12 protein-coding genes are annotated in these 18,174 nt (G+C 68.0%); 5 read left to right on the forward strand and 7 right to left on the reverse strand.

Going from position 1 to position 18,174, the window contains the following annotated elements; translation table 11 throughout:
* Positions 1 to 16 precede the first annotated feature (16 nt).
* The 4 genes from JR064_RS05875 to JR064_RS05890 form a co-directional block, all read right to left on the reverse strand.
* Positions 17 to 2,500, reverse strand: a complete 2,484-nt coding sequence (locus tag JR064_RS05875) for a family 20 glycosylhydrolase (protein ID WP_206229114.1) — start codon at positions 2,498 to 2,500, stop codon at positions 17 to 19.
* A 55-nt stretch (positions 2,501 to 2,555) separates the two neighbouring features.
* Positions 2,556 to 3,611, reverse strand: coding sequence for a glycosyl hydrolase family 18 protein (locus JR064_RS05880; RefSeq protein ID WP_206229115.1), 1,056 nt, complete (start codon positions 3,609 to 3,611; stop codon positions 2,556 to 2,558).
* 14 nt (positions 3,612 to 3,625) lie between these two features.
* Positions 3,626 to 5,320 (reverse strand): alpha-L-fucosidase, encoded by a 1,695-nt coding sequence (locus JR064_RS05885; protein WP_206229116.1) that lies wholly within the window; start codon positions 5,318 to 5,320, stop codon positions 3,626 to 3,628.
* Positions 5,321 to 5,423: 103 nt separating this feature from the next.
* Complete coding sequence (locus JR064_RS05890) at positions 5,424 to 8,042, reverse strand: TonB-dependent receptor (RefSeq protein WP_206229117.1); 2,619 nt, start codon at positions 8,040 to 8,042, stop codon at positions 5,424 to 5,426.
* Between the two features lie 891 nt (positions 8,043 to 8,933).
* Between JR064_RS05890 and JR064_RS05895 the strand changes: the two genes are divergently transcribed.
* Entirely contained in the window at positions 8,934 to 9,956 is a 1,023-nt protein-coding gene (locus JR064_RS05895; RefSeq protein WP_179566391.1) for a glucokinase, read from the forward strand.
* A 162-nt stretch (positions 9,957 to 10,118) separates the two neighbouring features.
* Here JR064_RS05895 and JR064_RS05900 read toward each other — a convergent pair whose 3' ends face one another.
* The 3 genes from JR064_RS05900 to bioA form a co-directional block, all read right to left on the reverse strand.
* The gene (locus JR064_RS05900) at positions 10,119 to 12,737 is read right to left on the reverse strand and encodes a TonB-dependent receptor (RefSeq protein WP_206229118.1); all 2,619 of its coding nucleotides are present in this window, start codon (positions 12,735 to 12,737) and stop codon (positions 10,119 to 10,121) included.
* Between the two features lie 489 nt (positions 12,738 to 13,226).
* On the reverse strand, positions 13,227 to 13,958 hold the full coding sequence (locus tag JR064_RS05905; RefSeq protein ID WP_179566387.1) for a 16S rRNA (uracil(1498)-N(3))-methyltransferase: 732 nt from the start codon (positions 13,956 to 13,958) through the stop codon (positions 13,227 to 13,229).
* Positions 13,949 to 15,340: an adenosylmethionine--8-amino-7-oxononanoate transaminase gene (gene bioA / locus JR064_RS05910; RefSeq protein ID WP_179566385.1), complete on the reverse strand. Its 1,392-nt coding sequence runs from the start codon at positions 15,338 to 15,340 to the stop codon at positions 13,949 to 13,951. The genes JR064_RS05905 and bioA overlap by 10 nt, the downstream gene beginning before the upstream one ends.
* 74 nt (positions 15,341 to 15,414) lie before the next feature.
* Here bioA and nudE point away from each other — a divergent pair, with 74 nt between their 5' ends.
* The 4 genes from nudE to JR064_RS05930 all read left to right on the forward strand — a co-directional run bounded on the left by nudE (position 15,415) and on the right by JR064_RS05930 (position 18,139).
* The gene (gene nudE / locus JR064_RS05915) at positions 15,415 to 15,969 is read left to right on the forward strand and encodes an ADP compounds hydrolase NudE (RefSeq protein ID WP_206229119.1); all 555 of its coding nucleotides are present in this window, start codon (positions 15,415 to 15,417) and stop codon (positions 15,967 to 15,969) included.
* The gene (gene cysQ / locus JR064_RS05920; protein ID WP_179566381.1) at positions 15,966 to 16,766 is read left to right on the forward strand and encodes a 3'(2'),5'-bisphosphate nucleotidase CysQ; all 801 of its coding nucleotides are present in this window, start codon (positions 15,966 to 15,968) and stop codon (positions 16,764 to 16,766) included. The genes nudE and cysQ overlap by 4 nt, the downstream gene beginning before the upstream one ends.
* A gap of 231 nt (positions 16,767 to 16,997) precedes the next feature.
* On the forward strand, positions 16,998 to 17,819 hold the full coding sequence (mazG, locus tag JR064_RS05925) for a nucleoside triphosphate pyrophosphohydrolase (RefSeq protein ID WP_425510274.1): 822 nt from the start codon (positions 16,998 to 17,000) through the stop codon (positions 17,817 to 17,819).
* Positions 17,816 to 18,139, forward strand: coding sequence for a YnfA family protein (locus tag JR064_RS05930; RefSeq protein ID WP_179566377.1), 324 nt, complete (start codon positions 17,816 to 17,818; stop codon positions 18,137 to 18,139). The genes mazG and JR064_RS05930 overlap by 4 nt, the downstream gene beginning before the upstream one ends.
* Positions 18,140 to 18,174: the final 35 nt, after the last annotated feature.

An 18,174-nucleotide genomic window follows, 5' to 3' on the forward strand; every position in this document is an offset into this window, starting at 1 on the left:
GCGTGGATCTCCAGGGTCAACGCGCGGCGGCGGGGGGCGCCTGCGCGGTGGTTTCGATCAGGTGGACGGCGCCGATGGCGTAGTACGGGCCGTTGATGCGGGCGGTCGAACGCAGGCACAGGTCGTGCGTTCCGGTTTGCTTGGGCAACGGCGCTTCGAGCGAGAACTGCTCGCCAAGGGCCTTGCCGCCCGGCAGCGGGATCCGCGCCAGCAGCTTGCCCTTGCAGTCGCCCAGGCGCACTTCCAGTTCGCCGTGCGCGGTCTTGGCCGGGTACTGCTTGACCTTGACCTGCTCGTGCGCCAGTCCGTAATTGCGCGCCAGCCGCGCCGCATCGATGCGGATGCTGGCGATGCCGTCCAGGCGCGCGTCGGCGTAGCGCCAGCAGCTGCCGAACAGGTCGATGTTGAACACCGGCGTGTCCTTGCCCGGCATGTCCGGCAGCAGCGGCACGCGCAGGCCCAGGCTGCCGTCGGCGCAGGAACCCAGGCCCTGGGTGTCGCGGCTGAGCAGGCCGGGGCGGTCGAGGATGCGGGTACGCGGTGCGGCCAGCACGCTGCCGTCGTCGGCGAAGGTGGCCGCGCGCACGGTGACCGGCAGGGTCACCTCGAACGGCTTGGCGTAACGCGGCGAATCGGCCTTGGGCTCGCTGCCGTCGGTGGTGTAGCGGAAGCTGCCGAACTTGGCCTGGTTGCCGAGCACGATGCTGGCCTTGCCGCTGTCCAGCGCGGCGTTGTCGCCGCCCTGGATGGCGATGTCCGGCGCGAACGCGCCGTCGCCATAGTCGATGCCGAGCGCACGGTAGCGGTTGAGCTGCGCCGGCAGGCGCTGCAGGAAACCGTCCCAGCCACGCACCGCCATCGGCGACCACGCCGCCTCGGCCAGCGCGCCCAGGCGCGGGAACAGCGCGTGGTCGATATGCCAGGCCGAGGGAATGTATTCGGCCCACAGCGCGGCCTGCGCGCCGAGCACGTGCTTGGCTTCCTCGGCGCTGAGCGCGGCCGGGACCGGATCGAACTCGTAGACCTTCTGCAGCGGCAGCACCGCCAGCCGGCCGTTGGGCTCGTCGCTGCGTGCGCTCTGCAGGTTGTCCAGGTACAGCCAGCCGGCCGGCACCAGCACCACGTCGTGGCCCTGCTTGGCCGCGGTCACCGCGCCGTCGACGCCGCGCCAGGACATCACCGACGCGCTGGCCGGCAGGCCGCCTTCCAGGATCTCGTCCCAGCCGATCAGGCGCCGGTCGTGCTTGGTCAGGTAGTCGGACAGCTGCTGGTTGAACCAGCCCTGCATCGCGTGCGCGTCCTTGACCCCGAGCTTGCGCATCTGCGCGCGTACCGCGGGCGACCGCTCCCACTGGTCCTTGACCGCTTCGTCGCCGCCGATGTGGATGTACTGCGAGGGGAACAGCTGCAGCACTTCGTCGAGCACGCCCTGGATGAAGGTCATGCTCTTTTCGTCGGTGTCGAACAGGTAGGGATTGACGCCCCAGTCCACCGACACCTTCGGCCGCTGCTTGGTCACGCCGACCAGTTCCGGATATGCCGCCACCGCCGCCTGCGCGTGCCCCGGCATGTCCAGTTCCGGCACGATGGTGATGTGCCGCGCGGCGGCGTAGGCGACCAGGTCGCGGATCTGGTCCTGGGTGTAGAAGCCGCCGTAACGGTCGGGCACGCCCTGCGTGCCGGCGCCGGGCGGGGTACGCCAGGCGCCGATCTCGGTGAGCTTGGGATAGCGCTTGATCTCGATGCGCCAGCCCTGGTCGTCGGTCAGGTGCAGGTGCAGCACGTTGAGCTTGTGCTCGGCCATCGCATCGATGACGTGCTTGACCGTGTCCGGGCCGTGGAAGTGGCGGGCCACGTCGAGCAGCAGGCCGCGCCAGCCGAAGCGCGGCCAGTCGCGGATCTTGACCTCGGGCACGTCCACTTCGCCCTTGCCGGCATCGGGGGTGAGCAGCTGCCAGGCGCTCATCGCGCCGTAGAACAGGCCGCGCTCGTCGCGCGCCTGGATCAGCATGGTGCTGCCGTCCACGTCCAGCCCGTAGCCTTCCGGCGCTTCCACCGGGGCGTTGGGGTTCATCTGCAGGCGGATGGCGCCGTTGGCCGGAATGGTCTCGGCGCGCACCTCCAGCGACAGGCCGCGGGTCTTTTCCAGCAGCGTGGCCAGTTGCCGGGCCACGCGCATGGCCGCCTCGTCGTCGGTCGGGACCGACAGCGTGCTGCCGGTGCCGATGGTCAGCGTGGCGCTGCCGCGCTTGACCTGCGCCGGCGCCGGAATCAGCGGCAACGGCGCGGTGCTGACCGGCTTCGGCGCAGCCGGTGCGGGCGCTGCGGCGGGCTTGGCCGTGTCCGCCGCGGCGGGGGCCTGGCGGTCGCAGCCGCTCAGCACGGCAGTGAGGGCGAACAGGGCAAGCCCCAGCCACGTGGTGCGGGACGTCGCCGCGACGCCCGCCGGGGCGGTCGTCGGGCGGTGTGGCGTGCGCTGGCGTGCACCTGCTGCAATCATTCGGTCTACCTCGTGCTGTGCGGACGCCTATCGTAGTGGATCGGCGCGTAACGGATCAGCGCGATGCGGTCGGCAGCTCGTCCCACACCTTCGGATCCTCGGCGCCCAGCACCCAGCAGCTGAAGCCTTCCAGGCCGTATTCCTTCACCAAGTCGTAGCGCGCGCGGAAGCTGCGCGCATCCGGGCGGAACACCCACTCGCGCATGTCGTCGCGGTAGAAATAGAACCACGACTCCTGCTCCTGCGCATCCCACTGCACGGTGGCGTTCTGCTCGATCGCCAGCGGGAAGGACTCGTCGGCGTCGATGTAGGTCGCCGAGATGTTCGACGCTTCGGTGCCGTCTTCCTTCACCGGGTTGCCGGTGTACCAGCGGTAGCCGTAGGTGGCGATGCCCAGCGACAGCTTCTCCTTCGGCACCTGGGTCAGCGCGTAGTCCAGGTGCTTCTTCATCCACACCATGCCGTCGACCGGGCCGGGCGTGGTCCAGCGGGTGTGCTGGTCGTAGGTCATCAGGCTGACCAGGTCCACCGCCTGGCCCAGCGCCTTCAGGTCGTAGGCGCCGCGCCAGTACTCCCACATCCACTTGGAGAACTGCCCGCCCTCGGCGTAGCCCGGCGCGTTCGGCACCACCGCCACCGACATCTTGAAGCCGGCCTTGTGCAGCGCGTCGGCGGTCTGCTTGACCATCAGCGTGTAGGCGTCGCGGTCGGTCCAGGCGATGTTCTCGAAATCGAACTGGAAGCCGTAGTAGCCGTTCTTTTTGCCGTGGATCAGCAGCGAAGCGATCATGCGCTTCTTCGCGTCCTCGTCGTGCATCAGCTTGTGGAAGCCGTCGCGGCCGGTGGTCATCGACAGGATCGGCATCACCCGCAGCTGCTTGCGCTTGGCGATGTCGTAGATGTACGCATTGGGGGTGCCGTTGACCAGGCCGTTTTGGTCCACGCCGTACCAGGTCGGCACCACCACGTCGATCTTGTCGACGTTGGCCAGGAACGAGTTGGTCGATTTCTGCGTGCTCATCAGATAGAACAGCGCGGTCGGGTTCTTGGCCATGGCCGGGGTACAGACCATGGCCAGGGCAAGCAGCAGCCCTGCGAATCGCTTCATCATCGGGGGAATATCCGTCAGCGGGTGGAAGTGGGGGAGGGCAGGTCGATGCGGAACACGTAGGCGTGTTCGCCGGCCGGCTTGGCCGGCAGGGTCAGGTGCAGGCCGTCGGCGCGCTGTTCGAACGGCACCTTCTTGCCGGTGGCGAGCAGGGTCACGCCGCGCACGCCGTCGGCGGGCGTGAGCGAGCGGATCACCGCCTTGCCGCCGGCCGGCCAGCCCAGCTCGATCGCGTACAGCGCGCCGTGGCCGGTGGTGAAGCGGAAATCCTCGGCGGTGTAGGGCTTGGTCTTGGTGTCCTGGAAGGTGCCGCCGACCACCTCGGTCGGGCCCTCGCCGTAGGTGCGCCACGGCTGGCTGTCGTAGATCGCCTCGCCGTTGGTCTTCAGCCACTTGCCGATCGACAGCAGGATGTCGCGCTCGGTGTCCGGGATCGAGCCGTCGGCGCGCGGGCCGATGTTGAGCATCAGGTTGCCGTTCTTGCTGACCACGTCCACCAGCATGTGCACGATGAAGGTCGGGGTCTTGTAGGTGTCGTTCTCCACATAGCCCCACGAGGCGTTGCTGACCGAGGTGTCGGTCTGCCAGTGGGTCGGATGGATGCCGGTGAGCTGGCCGCGCTCGATGTCCAGCGTGCCGGCGCCTTCCGGGAACGCGCCGAGTTTGTAGTTCACCACCACCCCGTCGCCGCGCGCGGCGCCGTGGTTGTAGTAGTACGACAGCATGGTCGGCAGGGTGCTGCGGAAGGTGGGGTGCGCGATCCACCAGTCGAAGTAGATCAGCTCCGGGTCGTAGCGGTCGATCAGCTCGGTGGTGCGCGCCAGCCAGTCGTCCAGCCACGCCTGCGACACCGGCGTCCAGTCGTTGGCGACGTCGGCGTCGTCCTTGCCGCGCAGGCGGATCTGCGCCGGGCCGTACAGGCCGGCGTAGCGCGGGTCGTTGACGTCCGACTCGAACGTGCGGCCGCCGTCGAAGAACCAGTTGTGCTCGGCGCGGTGCGAGGACAGGCCGAAGTGCATGCCCTGCGCGCGGATCGCCTTGGACAGCTCGCCGATCACGTCGCGCTTGGGGCCCATCTTGGTCGCGGTCCAGTCCGACAGCTGCGAGTCGTACATCGCGAAGCCGTCGTGGTGTTCGGCCACCGGCACCACGTAGCGCGCGCCGGCCTCGCGGAACAGCTTGGCCCAGCCCTGCGGGTCGAACTTGGGCGCGGTGAACAGCGGGATCAAGTCCTTGTAGCCGAAGGTGGACTGCGGGCCGTACTTCTCGCGGTGGTGCGCGTAGTCCTGGCTGTCCTTGGCGTCGGGTTGGTACATGTTGCGCGAGTACCACTCGTTGCCGAAGGCCGGCACCGAGAACACGCCCCAGTGGATGAAGATGCCGAACTTGGCGTTGTCGTACCAGCCGGGCGAACGGTAGTGCTTCAGCGAGGTCCAGTCCGGGCGGAACGGCCCCTTGCGCGCGCCGGCGTCGGCCTCGCGTACCAGCCGCGCGCGTTCGGGCGCGTACTTGGCGGTGGCCTGCAGCCACTGCTGGTCGATCTGTTCGGGACTGAGGGTGGTGGCGGTGGGCGCGGTCGGCGACGGCGCATCCGCGGCGTCGGCGGACACGGCCGCCAACGCGAGAATGAGGGAGAAGCTGCTTGCCAGAGTCTTGCGTACAGCTCCGGCGTGGCGGGATCGGTCCGCGCGCAGGCGGGTCTCGGACGTCATGGAACTGCACTCCTCTGTAGAAAACGCGATGCCGGCGCAAACGAACTGCCGGGCAAAAAAAGGGCGCGCCACCGTGGAGGGTCGGTGGCGCGCCAGTCCTACATCAGAACTTGAAGTTCAGCTGCGCCTGGTAGCCGCGGCCGTTCTTGTACATGCCGATCGGCGCGTACTTGACCTCGTTGTACCAGTAGTACGTGGAGTCGAGCAGGTTGGTGGCGCTGACGCTGACGCTCATCCAGTCGTTGATCTCGTACGAGGCGGTCAGGTCGAGCTGCTTGTACTCGTCGGTGAACACGTTCGAGTCCAGGCGGCCGATCTGGGTGAAGTACTTGGAGCGGTAGCTGTAGTTCACCCGCACCATCCACGGACCGTTTTCCCAGTACGGGATCACGTTGTAGGTGTTGCGCGACAGGTACGGCAGGTTCAGGCCGTCCTCGGAGCTGGACTCGGCGTAGGTGTAGTTCGCCTGCAGGCCGAAGCCGTAGCCGAACGCCTGCTGGTAGTTCAGCGACGCGCCCTTGACCTTGGCGCCGGTGGCGTTGACCGGACGGGTCACGCTGTACGGCTGGTTGACGATGCCGTTGGTCGGGTCGCTGAGGATCTCCGTGGTCGTGGTGCTGACGATGTAGGAGCTGATGTCGCGGTAGAACACCTCGGCCGACAGCATGCTGGACGGGGCGAAGTACCATTCGGCGGCCAGATCGTAGTTGGTCGACTCGTACGGCTTCAGGTCCGGGTTGCCGCCGCTGGCGGTCAGGTCGCCGCTGGTGCTGTTGAGCGAGAACGAACCGGCCAGGTCGCTGTAGCGCGGGCGTGCCATCACCTTGGCCGCGGAGAAGCGCAGCACCTTGGTGTCGTCCAGGTCATAGGCGATGTTGAAGCTGGGCAGCGGCTTCTTGTACTCGTTGCTGACCTGCTCGAAGGTGTAGGTCGTGCCGCCATCGTTGGTCTGGTAGTACTGCGACTTGTCCTTGGTATCGGCATAGCGCAGGCCGACGTTGCCGCGGAACTTGCCGGCTTCGAAGTTCATCTGCGCGTACAGGTCGCTGGTGATTTCCTTGACGTCGTAGATCTGGCCGTACTTGGGCGTCAGCGCCGCCTGCGGCAGCGACTTCAGGTACTTGAGCACCGAGTTGAGGTTGGCGGTCGGCCAGTTGACCAGATCGCCGCTGGCGCCCAGGCCGTCGTACAGGCCGCTCGGCGTGGTGCCCGGGCTGAAATCGGTCAGCAGCACGTCCTGGTTGGCGAAGATCGCGTTGCCGCGCGAGTTCTGGCCGTTGTCGTGGTTGATGTACTTGTAGCCCACCAGCAACTTGTTGAACGGGCCCCACTGCAGATCGCGGGCCGCATCGAACTGGAAGTACTTTTCCTTGTCCTGGGTGGTGGTGTACTCGACGCCGCCGGCCTGCTGGCCGGACGCCAGGCCCCAGTTGGACGCGCTGTTGTTGTCGTAGGTGACGCCGGTGTGGCTGCCGTCGTAGTTGAAGTTGTAGCCGCCGTCCTGCAGCAGGAACTTCATCAGGTACTCGGGGTTCTTGCCGCCGGTGGCCTTGGTGGTGCCGGCCTGGGTGGTGAACACCCAGTTGTCGCCGTACCAGTCGTGGCGCAGGTTCACGCTCTGCGTGGTGACCGTGCTTTCGCGATAGTTGGTGTCGAGCTGGGCATAGGGCTGGCCGGCGGCGCCGTCGGTGACGGTGCCGGAGGTGATGTAGCCGTTCTCGACGTTGGCGCTGGTGACCTTCTGCAGGTCGTTGTTGCACGCCGGACAGACGTAGCGCGACTCGCTGAAGTTGTTGTACTTGCCCTTGATGTAGATGCCGGTCAGGTTGAACTCGTTCTGCTCGTTCGGCTTCCACTGCAGCGCGCCCTGCAGGCCGTTGCGCTCGCGGGTCTGCTGGAAGTAGGCGCTGTTGATGCCGGCCGGCACCTTGGCAGTAGCAACGTTACCACCGTCGCCCGTGACATTGGCGGTGGCGGGGATGTTGGCGCCGGTGGTGTAGCCGAAGAACTCGATGCCGGCGCGCGAGATGTCCTGCTTGTCGTGGGTGGCGGAGATCAACGCGCCGAACGTCTCGTCGTCGTTCTTCCAGCTCCACAGCGCCGAGCCGCGCGGGTTGCCTTCTTCCGAACGGTCGTTGTAGTTGTAGCCGACCGAGCCGCGGATGGTGTTCTTCGGCAGGTCCAGCGGCTTGCGGGTGTGCACGATCACGGTGCCGCCGATCGAGCCTTCGTCGATGCGCGCTTCCGGGGTCTTGTAGACCTCCATCAGGCCGATGATTTCCGGCGACAGCAGGGTGTAGTTGAAGGTGCGGCCGCTGGTGTCGGACGGGTTGCCGCCCCAGTCGCCCGAGGCGATGGTCTGGCCGTTGAGCAGCACGCGGTTCAGCGCCGGGTCGGTGCCGTTGATGCTGACCTTCTCGCCTTCGCCGAACTGGCGGTCCACGCTGATGCCCGGCAGGTGCGCCAGCGACTCGGCGGCATTGGTGTCCGGGAACTTGCCGATGTCCTCGGCGCTGATCGCGTCGACGATGGAGTTGGCCGAGCGCTTGACCGCCTGGCTCTTCTCCAGCGAGGCGCGGTAGCCGGTGACGGTGATGGTGTCCAGTTCCTGGACGTTCTTCGATTCTGCGCTGGAAGCGGGTGCTTCCTGCGCCATAGCATTACCGGACAGGTACAGCGCGGCCATGATGCTGATGGCTAACGTGGTGGTGCGGCTATTCATTGGCTAAACCTCTGGGTTAGTACATGGGCATGAGGTGCCAACCGATGTTCCGGTGTGCTGGCCGCTGCCCGGCCTGTTGATTGCGCGACACCTTGCGGTGGCTGCGCGTATCGCGTCTCGGTGCGCGTCGTCCGGTCGTTGACGCGGAAGTAGCCGGCCGGCGGCACCGAGGGCGCCGGTCCTTCCTTGTTTCCTGTTGAGTGACAACCAAATCCAGCAAAGCCGTGCAAGTTGCAGTTGCCTGATGCGCGGACGGGACTGTCCCGTTCCGTGCACGGCGTTGGAGCCGTTCGCCTTCCGTTGCGGGCCGCGGCCAGGAAACCTCCTGAGCGCGGCCTGCCAGGCACCGGATCGCGAGGCGGCGCTGCCCGGTGTCCCTGAACGTGGCGTGTCTTGAAGATGTAAAACTTGTATGCGACCGAGTCTGTAATAGCGTTGACAGCGTTGTCAACACTTACTTCACGGGATTTTGACAATTCTCGGCATTGATGCGACGGCAGGTGCCGAAGATGAACCTGCTTAGTTTCCGGGTCGCTGCGTAGGTGCTTGTCCGGCAAAGGAAATCCACGCTGGGAAGGTGGTCCGGCGGCGCATTGGTGGCGACATGTCCGCTGGGCTGCGATGCGCGACAGCAAGACCTGCATCCCAGAATTTGTGCATTGCGGCGAATTTCCGCCTGCCGTTCGCACCCGCTTTCAGGCGCTCCATCGGCAATGTCGGTGTCCTGTCGGAATAAGGCGACGAATCGGCCGCGATGGCTTATCGTGGAAGCAGTGACGGTAGAGCGACATTTGGGTGAATTTCATCTTGACAACGTTGTCAAGGTGGTCTGAAACTCGATCGATCAACAGGCCCATCGGCTGCGCCCTGTGGGGCGCAACGGGAGAATACGTGTCCGCAAGCAGTTCACCAGTGGCAGCGGCCGGGCCGCGCGCCGAGCCTTTCATCGCCGCCGACGTCGGCGGTACCCATGTACGTATCGGCCTGGTGTCGCGCGGCGACGCCACCGACAGCGTGCAGACGGTCAAGGTGCTGGACTATCGCAAGTACCGCTGTGCCGACTATCCGGGCCTGACCGAGATCATCGGCGAGTTCCTGTCCGGCGTGCCGGGTCCGGCGCCGACCCGTGGCGTGATCGCCAGCGCCGGCTATGCGCTGGAAGACGGCAGGGTGATCACCACCAATCTGCCGTGGAGCCTGTCGCCGCCGGAGATCCGCGAGCGCCTGGGCATGCAGGCACTGCACCTGGTCAACGATTTCGAAGCGGTGGCCTATGCCGCCTCGTCGATGGATGCCAGCGAAGTGTTGCATGTGACCGGCCCGCGCAAAGCGCAGCGCGGACCGGCGCTGGTGATCGGCCCGGGCACCGGGCTCGGCGCGGCGGTGTGGATTCCGACCAATGGCGGCGCAGTCGTGCTGGCCACCGAAGCCGGACACGCGGCCTTGCCGATCGGCAGCGAACTGGAAATGGCGATCGCACAACGGCTGCTGCGCACGCGCAGCTATGTGCCGGTGGAACACCTGCTGTCCGGCCCCGGTCTGCTCAATCTCTATAAGGTGTTGTGCGAACTGCACGATGCCGCGCCGGTGCATGCCTCGCCCAGCGAGGTCACCGCGGCGGCGCTGGGCGGCAACGATGCGCTGGCGCACGAAGCGCTGTCGGCGTTCTGCGGCCTGCTCGGCAGCGTGGTCGGCGACATGGCGCTGCTGTACGGCATCCAGAGCGGCATCTACCTGGCCGGCGGCTTCCTGCCGCAGATCGGCGCGTTCCTGGCCGCCAGCGCCTTCGTCGAGCGCTATTTGAACAAGGGCGCGATGCGCCCGGCGCTGGAGCAGATCCCGGTGAAGCTGGTGGAGCACGGCCAGCTCGGGGTGATCGGCGCGGCGAACTGGTTCCTGCAGCAGCAGCGCTAGCGCCTCCTCGCCGCGATTGTCGACCGACTGCGGGAGTGTCGCTGGGTGGCCCCACACCACTCAGTGCCGCTCCCGCGTCGTTTTTGTGCCGTCGTCGCGCGGGTTGACCGACTTTGCGATCGCAGTGCGGCGACCGCCTGCGCGGCCGCCGCGCCGCCGCGGCTACAGCGTGAAGTGCACGCTGAGCATGTAGCCGCGCCCGTTCTTGTACAGATAGTAGGGCTGGCTCTCCTGGCCGACGTAGCTGTAGTAGGTCTCGTCCAGCAGGTTGGTCCCTTCCATCTGCAGCTTGACCTTGTCGGTGATGGCGTAGGACACCGACGCATCGAGCTGGGTGAAGTCGTCGGTCATCTGGTTCGCGCCCAGGCGCCCGATCTGGGTGAAGTAGGCCGAGCGCCAGCCCAGGGTCAGCCGCGCCTCCCATGGCCCTTTCTCGAAGTAGGGGCTGAGGTTGTAGCTGTTCTTGGAGTTGTAGGGCAGGTTGTAGTCGCCCTGGGTGTCGGCCTTGGAGTAGGTGTAGTTCGCCGCCAGGCCGAAGCCGCCGCCGAGTTCCTGCTGGTAGCTCAGCGACACGCCCTTGACCTTGGCTGCGCCGGAATTCTGCGGCAGCGTTACCTCGTAGATGTCCTCGCGGTCGTAGGTGTTGTTGTGCAGCGGCTGCTGCACCAGGGTCTGCAGGATGTAGTTGGAGATGTCGCGGTAGAACAGTTCGCCGGCGAGCACGCTGTTGGGCGCGAAATACCATTCCAGCGACGCGCCGTAATTGGTGGAGCGGTACGGGTCCAGCGCTGGATTGCCGCTGCTGGCGGTGAGCTTGTTGTCGTCGGCGTTGACGTAGGGCGTGAGGTCGGCATAGCGCGGCCGCGCGATCACCTTGGCCGCGGCCACGCGCAGGATCAGCGCATCGGACAGGTCGTAGGCGAAGTTCAGCGACGGCAGCCATTCGCCGTAGGACTTGTTGTAGCGCACCGGCGCATAGGCGCTGCCGTCGTACTGGTAGCCGCCGATCGCGTCGCGGGTGTTGACGTAGCGCACGCCGATGTTGCCGCGGTAGTTGTAGCCGGAAAAATCCGCCTGCAGGTACGCCGCGCGGTTGCGCTCGACCACGTCGAAGCTGCTGCCGTAGCTGGGGGCGAGCGTGTCGCTGCCGGGCAGGCCGCCGACGTAGTCCACCAGCGCGCCAGGGCTTTGCCGCGGCCAGTGGCGCATGTCGTCGCTGACCGACAGGCCGTCCAGGTAGCCGCCGGGTGTGCCGCCGCCATAGACCGCGGCCAGCGTGGTGTCCGGATCGGCGGGGAAGCTGTCGTAGTACATGTCCTGCGCGGTGCTGTGGCGCGTGGCCTTGAGCCCGGCGCGCAGCTTGGTGATCGGCCCCCAGGCCACGTCGTGGTCGAAGTCCAGTTGCGCGTAGCGCTCCTTGTCCAGGTTCGGATAGCGGTTGACGGTGGCGCCCAGCACCGACATCGATTCCAGCGCCGACGGCGGCACGGCGTAGTCCACGCCAACGGTGCGGTGGTCGATGGCGTAGTCGTAGGCGCCGTTGCCGCGGAAGGTGAGGCCGTAGATGCGATCGGCGCCGCCGGCCGAGCGGGTCGCGCCGACCTGGCCGGAAACGTTCCAGCCGTCGCCGTGCCAGTCGCCGCGCAGGGTGTTGCTGCTGGTCTTGACCGTGGTCTTGCGTACGTAGGAGTCGAGGATGGTTTCGGCGTTGTCGCCATAGGCTCCCGAGGTGGCGACGCCGTCAGTCACGTCCAGCGCGGTGGCGTTGGCCGGCACGAAGTTGGCGTAGCGGCTCTGGTTGACGTTGTCGAAGGTCTCTTCGACATACAGGCCGGTGTAGGTCAGTTCGAAGGCATCGTTCGGCTTCCACTGCAGCGAGCCGGTGAAGCCGTCGCGCTTGCGGGTCTGGGTGAACAGCGCGCTGTTGATCGCGGTGGGGTAGACCTCTTGCTTGCCGGCGGCGACCGCGTCGGGAAAGCCGGCGCCCTGGATGTCGCTGTAGCCGAAGATCTCCACGCCGTCGCGGCGCAGCGAGCGCTCCGAATGCATCACCGAGCCGAGCACGCCGAGCGTGCCGGCGTCGTTCTTCCAGTTGTACAGCAGCGAGGCGTTGGGCTTGCCGTCCTCGGAGCGGTCGTTGTAGCCGTAGCTGACGCTGCCGGTCAGCAGGTTCCTGTCCAGTTCCAGCGGCTTGCGCGTATGCAGGATCACGGTGCCGCCCAGGCTGCCTTCGTCGATGCTGGCCTGCGGGCTCTTGTAGACCTCGGCGCTGCCGATCACTTCCGGCGCCAGCAGCGAATAGTTGAACGAGCGGCTGTCCGGATTGTTCGGATCGCCGCCCCAACTGGTGGAGGCGATGCTCTGGCCGTTGAGCAGGACCCGGTTCAGGGCCGGATCGGTGCCCAGGATCGAGACCTTCTCGCCTTCGCCGAACTGGCGATCGACGCTGACCCCGGGCAGGTGCGACAGCGATTCGGCGACATTGGCCGCGGGAAACTTGCCGACGTCCTCGGCCGAAATCGCATCGACGATCGCATCGGCGTTGCGTTTGATGTTGAGCGATTTCTGCAGGCTGGCGCGATAGCCGGTGACCTTGACCGCATCCAGTTCCTGGACCGCCGCGGGCGTGGCCTGGCCGCTGGCGGACGCGCCGGCGTCGGCCGCCGGCGCTGCCGCGTCGTCGCGCTGCGGCGTGGGAACTTGCTGGGCGAAGGCGCTGGCCGGTGCGGCCAGTGCGGCGGCGATGGCGAAGGCCAGGGGAGCGAGGCGGGTGTGGTTCAAGCGGGCGGTCTCCGAAAGGTGCGCAGGACGCGAAAAGCCTGCCGGTGTGGCGGCAGGCAAGTGACGCCATCGGCCCGGATGCGGCGCGATGGGCGAATGGAAAAGAAGGGCGGGGCGTGCATGCCGCCGCGCGGCGGAGACGGCACGTCGGCATCGGTGCTGTGCTGCGTGACGGCGCGCGCGCCGCACGTGGGCGCGGCAGCGGCCGATGGCGCACGCGGCTGCGCGTGCGTGGGTTGTGCGGACGGGCGGCCACGCGCTGGCGGGCCGTGTCGTTCGTTGCGCCGGTTCAAACCGGAAGCACCCCGCGCGATGGCTCAGGAGCGCCGACTGTGTCGCGCTTGTCCTTCGTTGTCAACGCGCATCGCGGTTAAAGAATCGCTAAGAAAAGCGCTGTTTTGCAGGGGAAATCCGCGATTCGTGCAGCGTCGGCGGCACCGCCGCGGCGCGCCTGCGGTCAACGATGTCTACGCGATTGCGTGCGCCGGTTCACAGGTCGCCGCAGCGCGCCTGCAATGCGGCGATCGCGGCCAGGCCGGCGGTTTCGGTGCGCAGGATGCGCGGTCCCAGGCGCAGGCCGGCGAAGCCGGCGGCGTGCAGCGCGGCACGATCGCGCGGCGACCAGCCGCCTTCCGGGCCGATCGCGATCGTCGCCGCGTTGCCGGCGATGTCCAGCGTGCGCAGCCGGTGTTCGCCTTGCGGATCGAGGATGAGCTTCAGCTGCGTGCCGGCCACGGCAGCGGCGGCATCGGCCAGCGCCAGCGGCGCGGCCAGGCCGGGCACGCGCGCGCGGCCGGACTGTTCGCAGGCCGAGACGACGACGCTGCGCCAGTGCGCCACGCGCTTTTCCGTACGCGCCGCATCCAGCTTCACCTCGGTGCGTTCGGCCCACACCGGCACGATCGCGGCCACGCCCAGTTCGGTCGCCTTCTGCAGGATCAGGTCCATCTTCTCGCCGCGCGCCACGCCCTGCAGCAGGGTGATCGCCAGCGGCGATTCGTTGTCCGCCGGCTGCGCCGCGCCGATCCGCGCGCTGGCGCCGCGCTTGCCGACCTGCAGCAGTTCGGCGTCGTAGTCGCAGCCGTCGCCGTTGAACAGCACGCAGCGGTCGCCTTCGCGCAGCCGCAGCACGCGCAGCAGATGCCCGGCGACGTCCTCGGGCAACACCACGTCGTCGCCGGCGTGCAGCGGCAGATCGACATGGCAGCGGGTCAGGCGCATGCCACGGCCTCGTCGATCGCGGCCAGGGTGGTCTCGGCGAGCAGCGCCAGCTGGTTGTCGTCCACGCAGTACGGCGGCATCCAGTACAGCACGTCGCCCAGCGGGCGCAGCACCACGCCGCGCTGCAGGGCGGCCCGGTACGCGCACAGGCCGACCCGTGCGCCGGCGGCGAACGGGGTGCGCTTGTCGCCGTTGCGGGTCAGTTCGAACGCGACCACCATCCCGGCCTGGCGCACGTCGGCCACGTGCGGATGGTCGTTGAACGGCGCCGACAGCGCGCGCATGGTTTCGGCGGTGCTGCGGTTGCGCGCGATCACGTCGTCCTGCTGGAAGATCCGCAGACAGGCCAGCGCGGCGGCGCAGGCCAGCGGATTGCCGGTATAGCTGTGCGAGTGCAGGAAGGCGCGCTCGCGGCTGTCGTCGAGGAAGGCGTCATATAAGTGTTGCGTGGCCAGCACCGCCGACAGCGGCAGGAAGCCGCCGGTCAGGCCCTTGGACAGGCACAGCAGGTCCGGCATCACCCCGGCCTGCTCGCAGGCGAACAGGGTGCCGGTGCGGCCGAAGCCGGTGGCGATCTCGTCGGCGATCAGGAACGCGCCGTTGGCGTCGCACAGCTCGCGCGCGCGGCGCAGGTAGGCCGGGTCGTGCATGCGCATGCCGCCGGCGCATTGCAGGCGCGGCTCCAGGATCACCGCGCAGATCTCGCCCGGATGGCGGTCGAACAGGTCGGCCAGCGCATCGGCGGCGGCATCGGCGCGCTGCCGTGCGCTCTGTCCCGGCGCGGCCAGGTAGGCGTCGGGCGAGGGCGCGAACAGCGCTTCGCACAGCAGCGGCGCGTAGACCCGCCGGTACAGCGGGATGTCGCCGACCGCCAGCGCGCCGATGGTCTCGCCGTGGTAGCCGTTCTCCAGCGCTACGAAGCGGGTGCGGCGGGTCTCGCCGCGGTTGTGGAAATAGTGGAACGCCATCTTCAGCGCCACCTCGACCCCGGCCGAGCCGTTGTCGGCGTAGAACACCTTGGCCAGCGGCGCGCGCCCGTCCTGGCGCGGCGCCAGCGCCAGCAGCTGCTCGGCCAGTTCCACCGCCGGCGCGTGGCTGAACCCGGCCAGCATCACCTGTTCCAGCTGGGTGGCCTGCGCGGCGATGGCCGCGGCGATGCGCGGCTCGCTGTGGCCGAACAGATTGGTCCACCAGCTGCTCACCGCATCCAGGTAGCGGTTGCCTTCGTGATCGATCAGCCAGGCGCCTTCGCCACGCGCGATCGGCAGCAGCGGCAGGGTGTCCGGATGCTCGCGCATCTGCGTGCAGGGGTGCCACAGCACCGCCAGGTCGCGTTGCCGCCAGGCGGCGGCAGTCTGTGATGCGGTCAGGTCTGTTAGCATTTCGCGCTCATGAACAGGTTCTTCGCTCCGTGCATTCTATCGATCGACGCCGCAAAGCGCCGCGGGGTGCCGGCGTGAGCCGTCCGTTGCCGATCATCCACGCGCTGCGCGAGCGCGGCGAGTCGGCCATAGAGCGCAAGGTCGAAGAGCTGGACCTGGAGTTCAGCAACGGCGAACGGCGCGTGTTCCACCGGCTCAAATCCCCCGGCCACGGCGCGGTGGTGGTGGTGCCGATGCTGGACGCGCAGACGGTGCTGCTGGTGCGCGAGTACGCCGCCGGCGTGCACCGCTACGAACTGGGCCTGGTCAAGGGCCGCATCGATGCCGGCGAGACGCCGCTGCAGGCGGCCGACCGCGAACTCAAGGAAGAAGCCGGTTACGGCGCCCGCCAGCTGCAGGTGCTGCGCGCGATGACCCTGGCGCCCACCTATATGAGCCACCAGTCCTGGCTGGTGCTCGCGCAAGATCTCTATCCCGAAAAACTTGCCGGCGACGAGCCGGAGGAACTAGAAGTGGTGCCCTGGAAACTGGCTGAATTGGACCAACTGATGTTGCGTGAGGATTTCTCCGAAGGGCGTTCGCTGGCGGCGCTGTTCATCGCCCGCGAGTGGCTGGGTCGTACCGGATGATCCGCATCACCGCAGACCTGCGCGAAACCGTCATCGCCATCGCCATCGACGCCGCCGCGGCGATCATGGCCGTCTACGCCACCGGCTTCGACGTCGAGCACAAGGCCGACGCCAGCCCGCTGACCCAGGCCGACCTGGCCGCGCACCGGATCATCGTCGAAGGCCTGGAACGGCTGACCCCCGACCTGCCGGTGCTGTCCGAGGAGTCGGCGCACATTCCCTGGGACGTGCGCGAGCACTGGACCAGCTACTGGCTGGTGGACCCGCTCGACGGCACCCGCGAGTTCGTCAAGCGCAACGGCGAGTTCAGCGTCAACATCGCGCTGATCCACCAGGGCGCGCCGGTGTTCGGCGTGGTCCAGGCGCCGGTCGATGGCCGCGTCTGGCACGCGGTGCGCGGCGAGCAGGCGTACCGTCGCGACGGTTTCCGCGACACCGCGCTGAACACGCGGCGGCCGGCCAGCGCGCCGCTGCGGGTGGCGGCCAGCCGCTCGCACCGCGATCCGCGCACCGACGCGCTGCTGCTGCGCATGGGCGAGACCGAGGTGATCGCGCAGGGCTCGTCGCTGAAGTTCTGTCGCATCGCCGACGGCGAGCTGGACGTGTACCCGCGCTTCGGCCCGACCTCCGAATGGGACACCGCCGCCGGCCAGTGCGTGCTGCAGGCCGCCGGCGGCACGCTGCTCGCCGCCGATACCGGCAAGCCGTTCCGCTACAACCGCCGCGAATCGCTGCTCAACGGCGATTTCCTGGCGCTGGGCGATCCGATGCTGCCGTGGCGCAGCTGGCTGGGCTGAGCGCCCGCTGTCGCCGGCAGCGGCGATGGCCTGCAAGGCGGCGTCGCGGCTGACGCCGCTGCAATGCGCGCCCTCGGTCGCCAGGCGCGATGACGGCGTTGCGGCCATGCGCCGCCGGTCGTTCGCGTGCGCCGCCGCGCCGCTGGTCCCGTCGCCGACCGCTCATCGCGCGGGCCGCTCTGCCAAACTAGCCGGCAGGCGGCGCCGTTGCCGTCGCATCGGAACCCGCACGTGACCGCAGCCCGCTACGACCTTCCCGCCCTGCTCGAGATCATGGCGCGCCTGCGCGATCGCGCGCACGGCTGCCCCTGGGACCTGGAACAGGATTTCGCCAGCATCGCCGCGTACACGATCGAAGAGGCGTACGAAGTCGCCGACGCGATCGACCGCAACGACCTGGGCGAGCTGAAGGACGAACTCGGCGACCTGCTGCTGCAGGTGGTGTTCCATGCGCAGATGGCGCGCGAGCAGGGCGCCTTCGGCTTCGACGACGTGGTCGCCGCGATCTGCGACAAGATGGTGCGCCGACACCCGCATGTGTTCGGCGACAGCCAGGTCGCCGACGCCGAGCAGCAGACGCTGAAGTGGGAAGAGATCAAGCGCAACGAGCGCGCCGCGGCCGGCAAGACCGACAGTTCGGCGTTGGCCGGGATCGCCCGCGGCCTGCCGGAATGGCAGCGCGCGGTGAAGCTGCAGGCGCGCGCGGCGCGGGTCGGCTTCGACTGGCCGGGGCCGGCGCCGGTGCTGGAAAAGGTGCGGGAAGAGCTGGAGGAAGTGCGTGCGGAATTCGCGCGCGGCCCCGTGCAGGACAACCAGGCGCGGCTGCAGGACGAGATCGGCGACCTGCTGTTCGTCTGCGCCAATCTTGCGCGCCACGCCCAGGTCGATGTCGGTGCTGCGCTGCGCCATGCCAACCAGAAATTCGAACGCCGTTTCCGCGCGATGGAGCAGCTGGCGCAGCACGACGGCGGCGCGTTGGATGGCTTGTCGCTGGACCGGCAGGAAGCCTACTGGCAGCGTGCCAAGCGCCAGGAACGCGACGCGGCGCAGTGAAGACGCTGCTGCTGTTCGTGCTGACCGCCGTGGCCGAGATCGTCGGCTGCTACCTGCCGTACCTGTGGCTGCGCGAGCAGCGCAGCGCGTGGCTGTTGCTGCCGGCGGGCGCCAGCCTGGCCGCGTTCGTGTGGCTGCTGAGCCTGCATCCGGAGGCCAGCGGCCGCGTCTACGCCGCGTACGGCGGCGTCTACATCGCGGTGGCGCTGCTGTGGCTGTGGGCGGTGCAATCGATCCGGCCCACGCGCTGGGACCTGCTCGGCGCCGGCCTGTGCCTGCTGGGCATGGCGGTGATCATGTTCGCGCCGCGGCAGGCCTGAGCTGCGCAATGTGGGCGTGGCGCAGATGCGGGCGA

The organism is Xanthomonas bonasiae (assembly GCF_017163705.1).
Taxonomy (GTDB): Bacteria; Pseudomonadota; Gammaproteobacteria; order Xanthomonadales; family Xanthomonadaceae; genus Xanthomonas_A; species Xanthomonas_A bonasiae.

Coding starts and splice junctions, on each gene's coding strand:
- cysQ (WP_179566381.1), top strand. CDS start 15,966: ATGATCCGCATCACCGCAGACCTGCGCGAAACCGTCATCGCCATCGCC.
- JR064_RS05875 (WP_206229114.1), bottom strand. CDS start 2,500: ATGATTGCAGCAGGTGCACGCCAGCGCACGCCACACCGCCCGACGACC.
- JR064_RS05890 (WP_206229117.1), bottom strand. CDS start 8,042: ATGAATAGCCGCACCACCACGTTAGCCATCAGCATCATGGCCGCGCTG.
- JR064_RS05880 (WP_206229115.1), bottom strand. CDS start 3,611: ATGATGAAGCGATTCGCAGGGCTGCTGCTTGCCCTGGCCATGGTCTGT.
- JR064_RS05885 (WP_206229116.1), bottom strand. CDS start 5,320: ATGACGTCCGAGACCCGCCTGCGCGCGGACCGATCCCGCCACGCCGGA.
- bioA (WP_179566385.1), bottom strand. CDS start 15,340: ATGCTAACAGACCTGACCGCATCACAGACTGCCGCCGCCTGGCGGCAA.
- JR064_RS05905 (WP_179566387.1), bottom strand. CDS start 13,958: ATGCGCCTGACCCGCTGCCATGTCGATCTGCCGCTGCACGCCGGCGAC.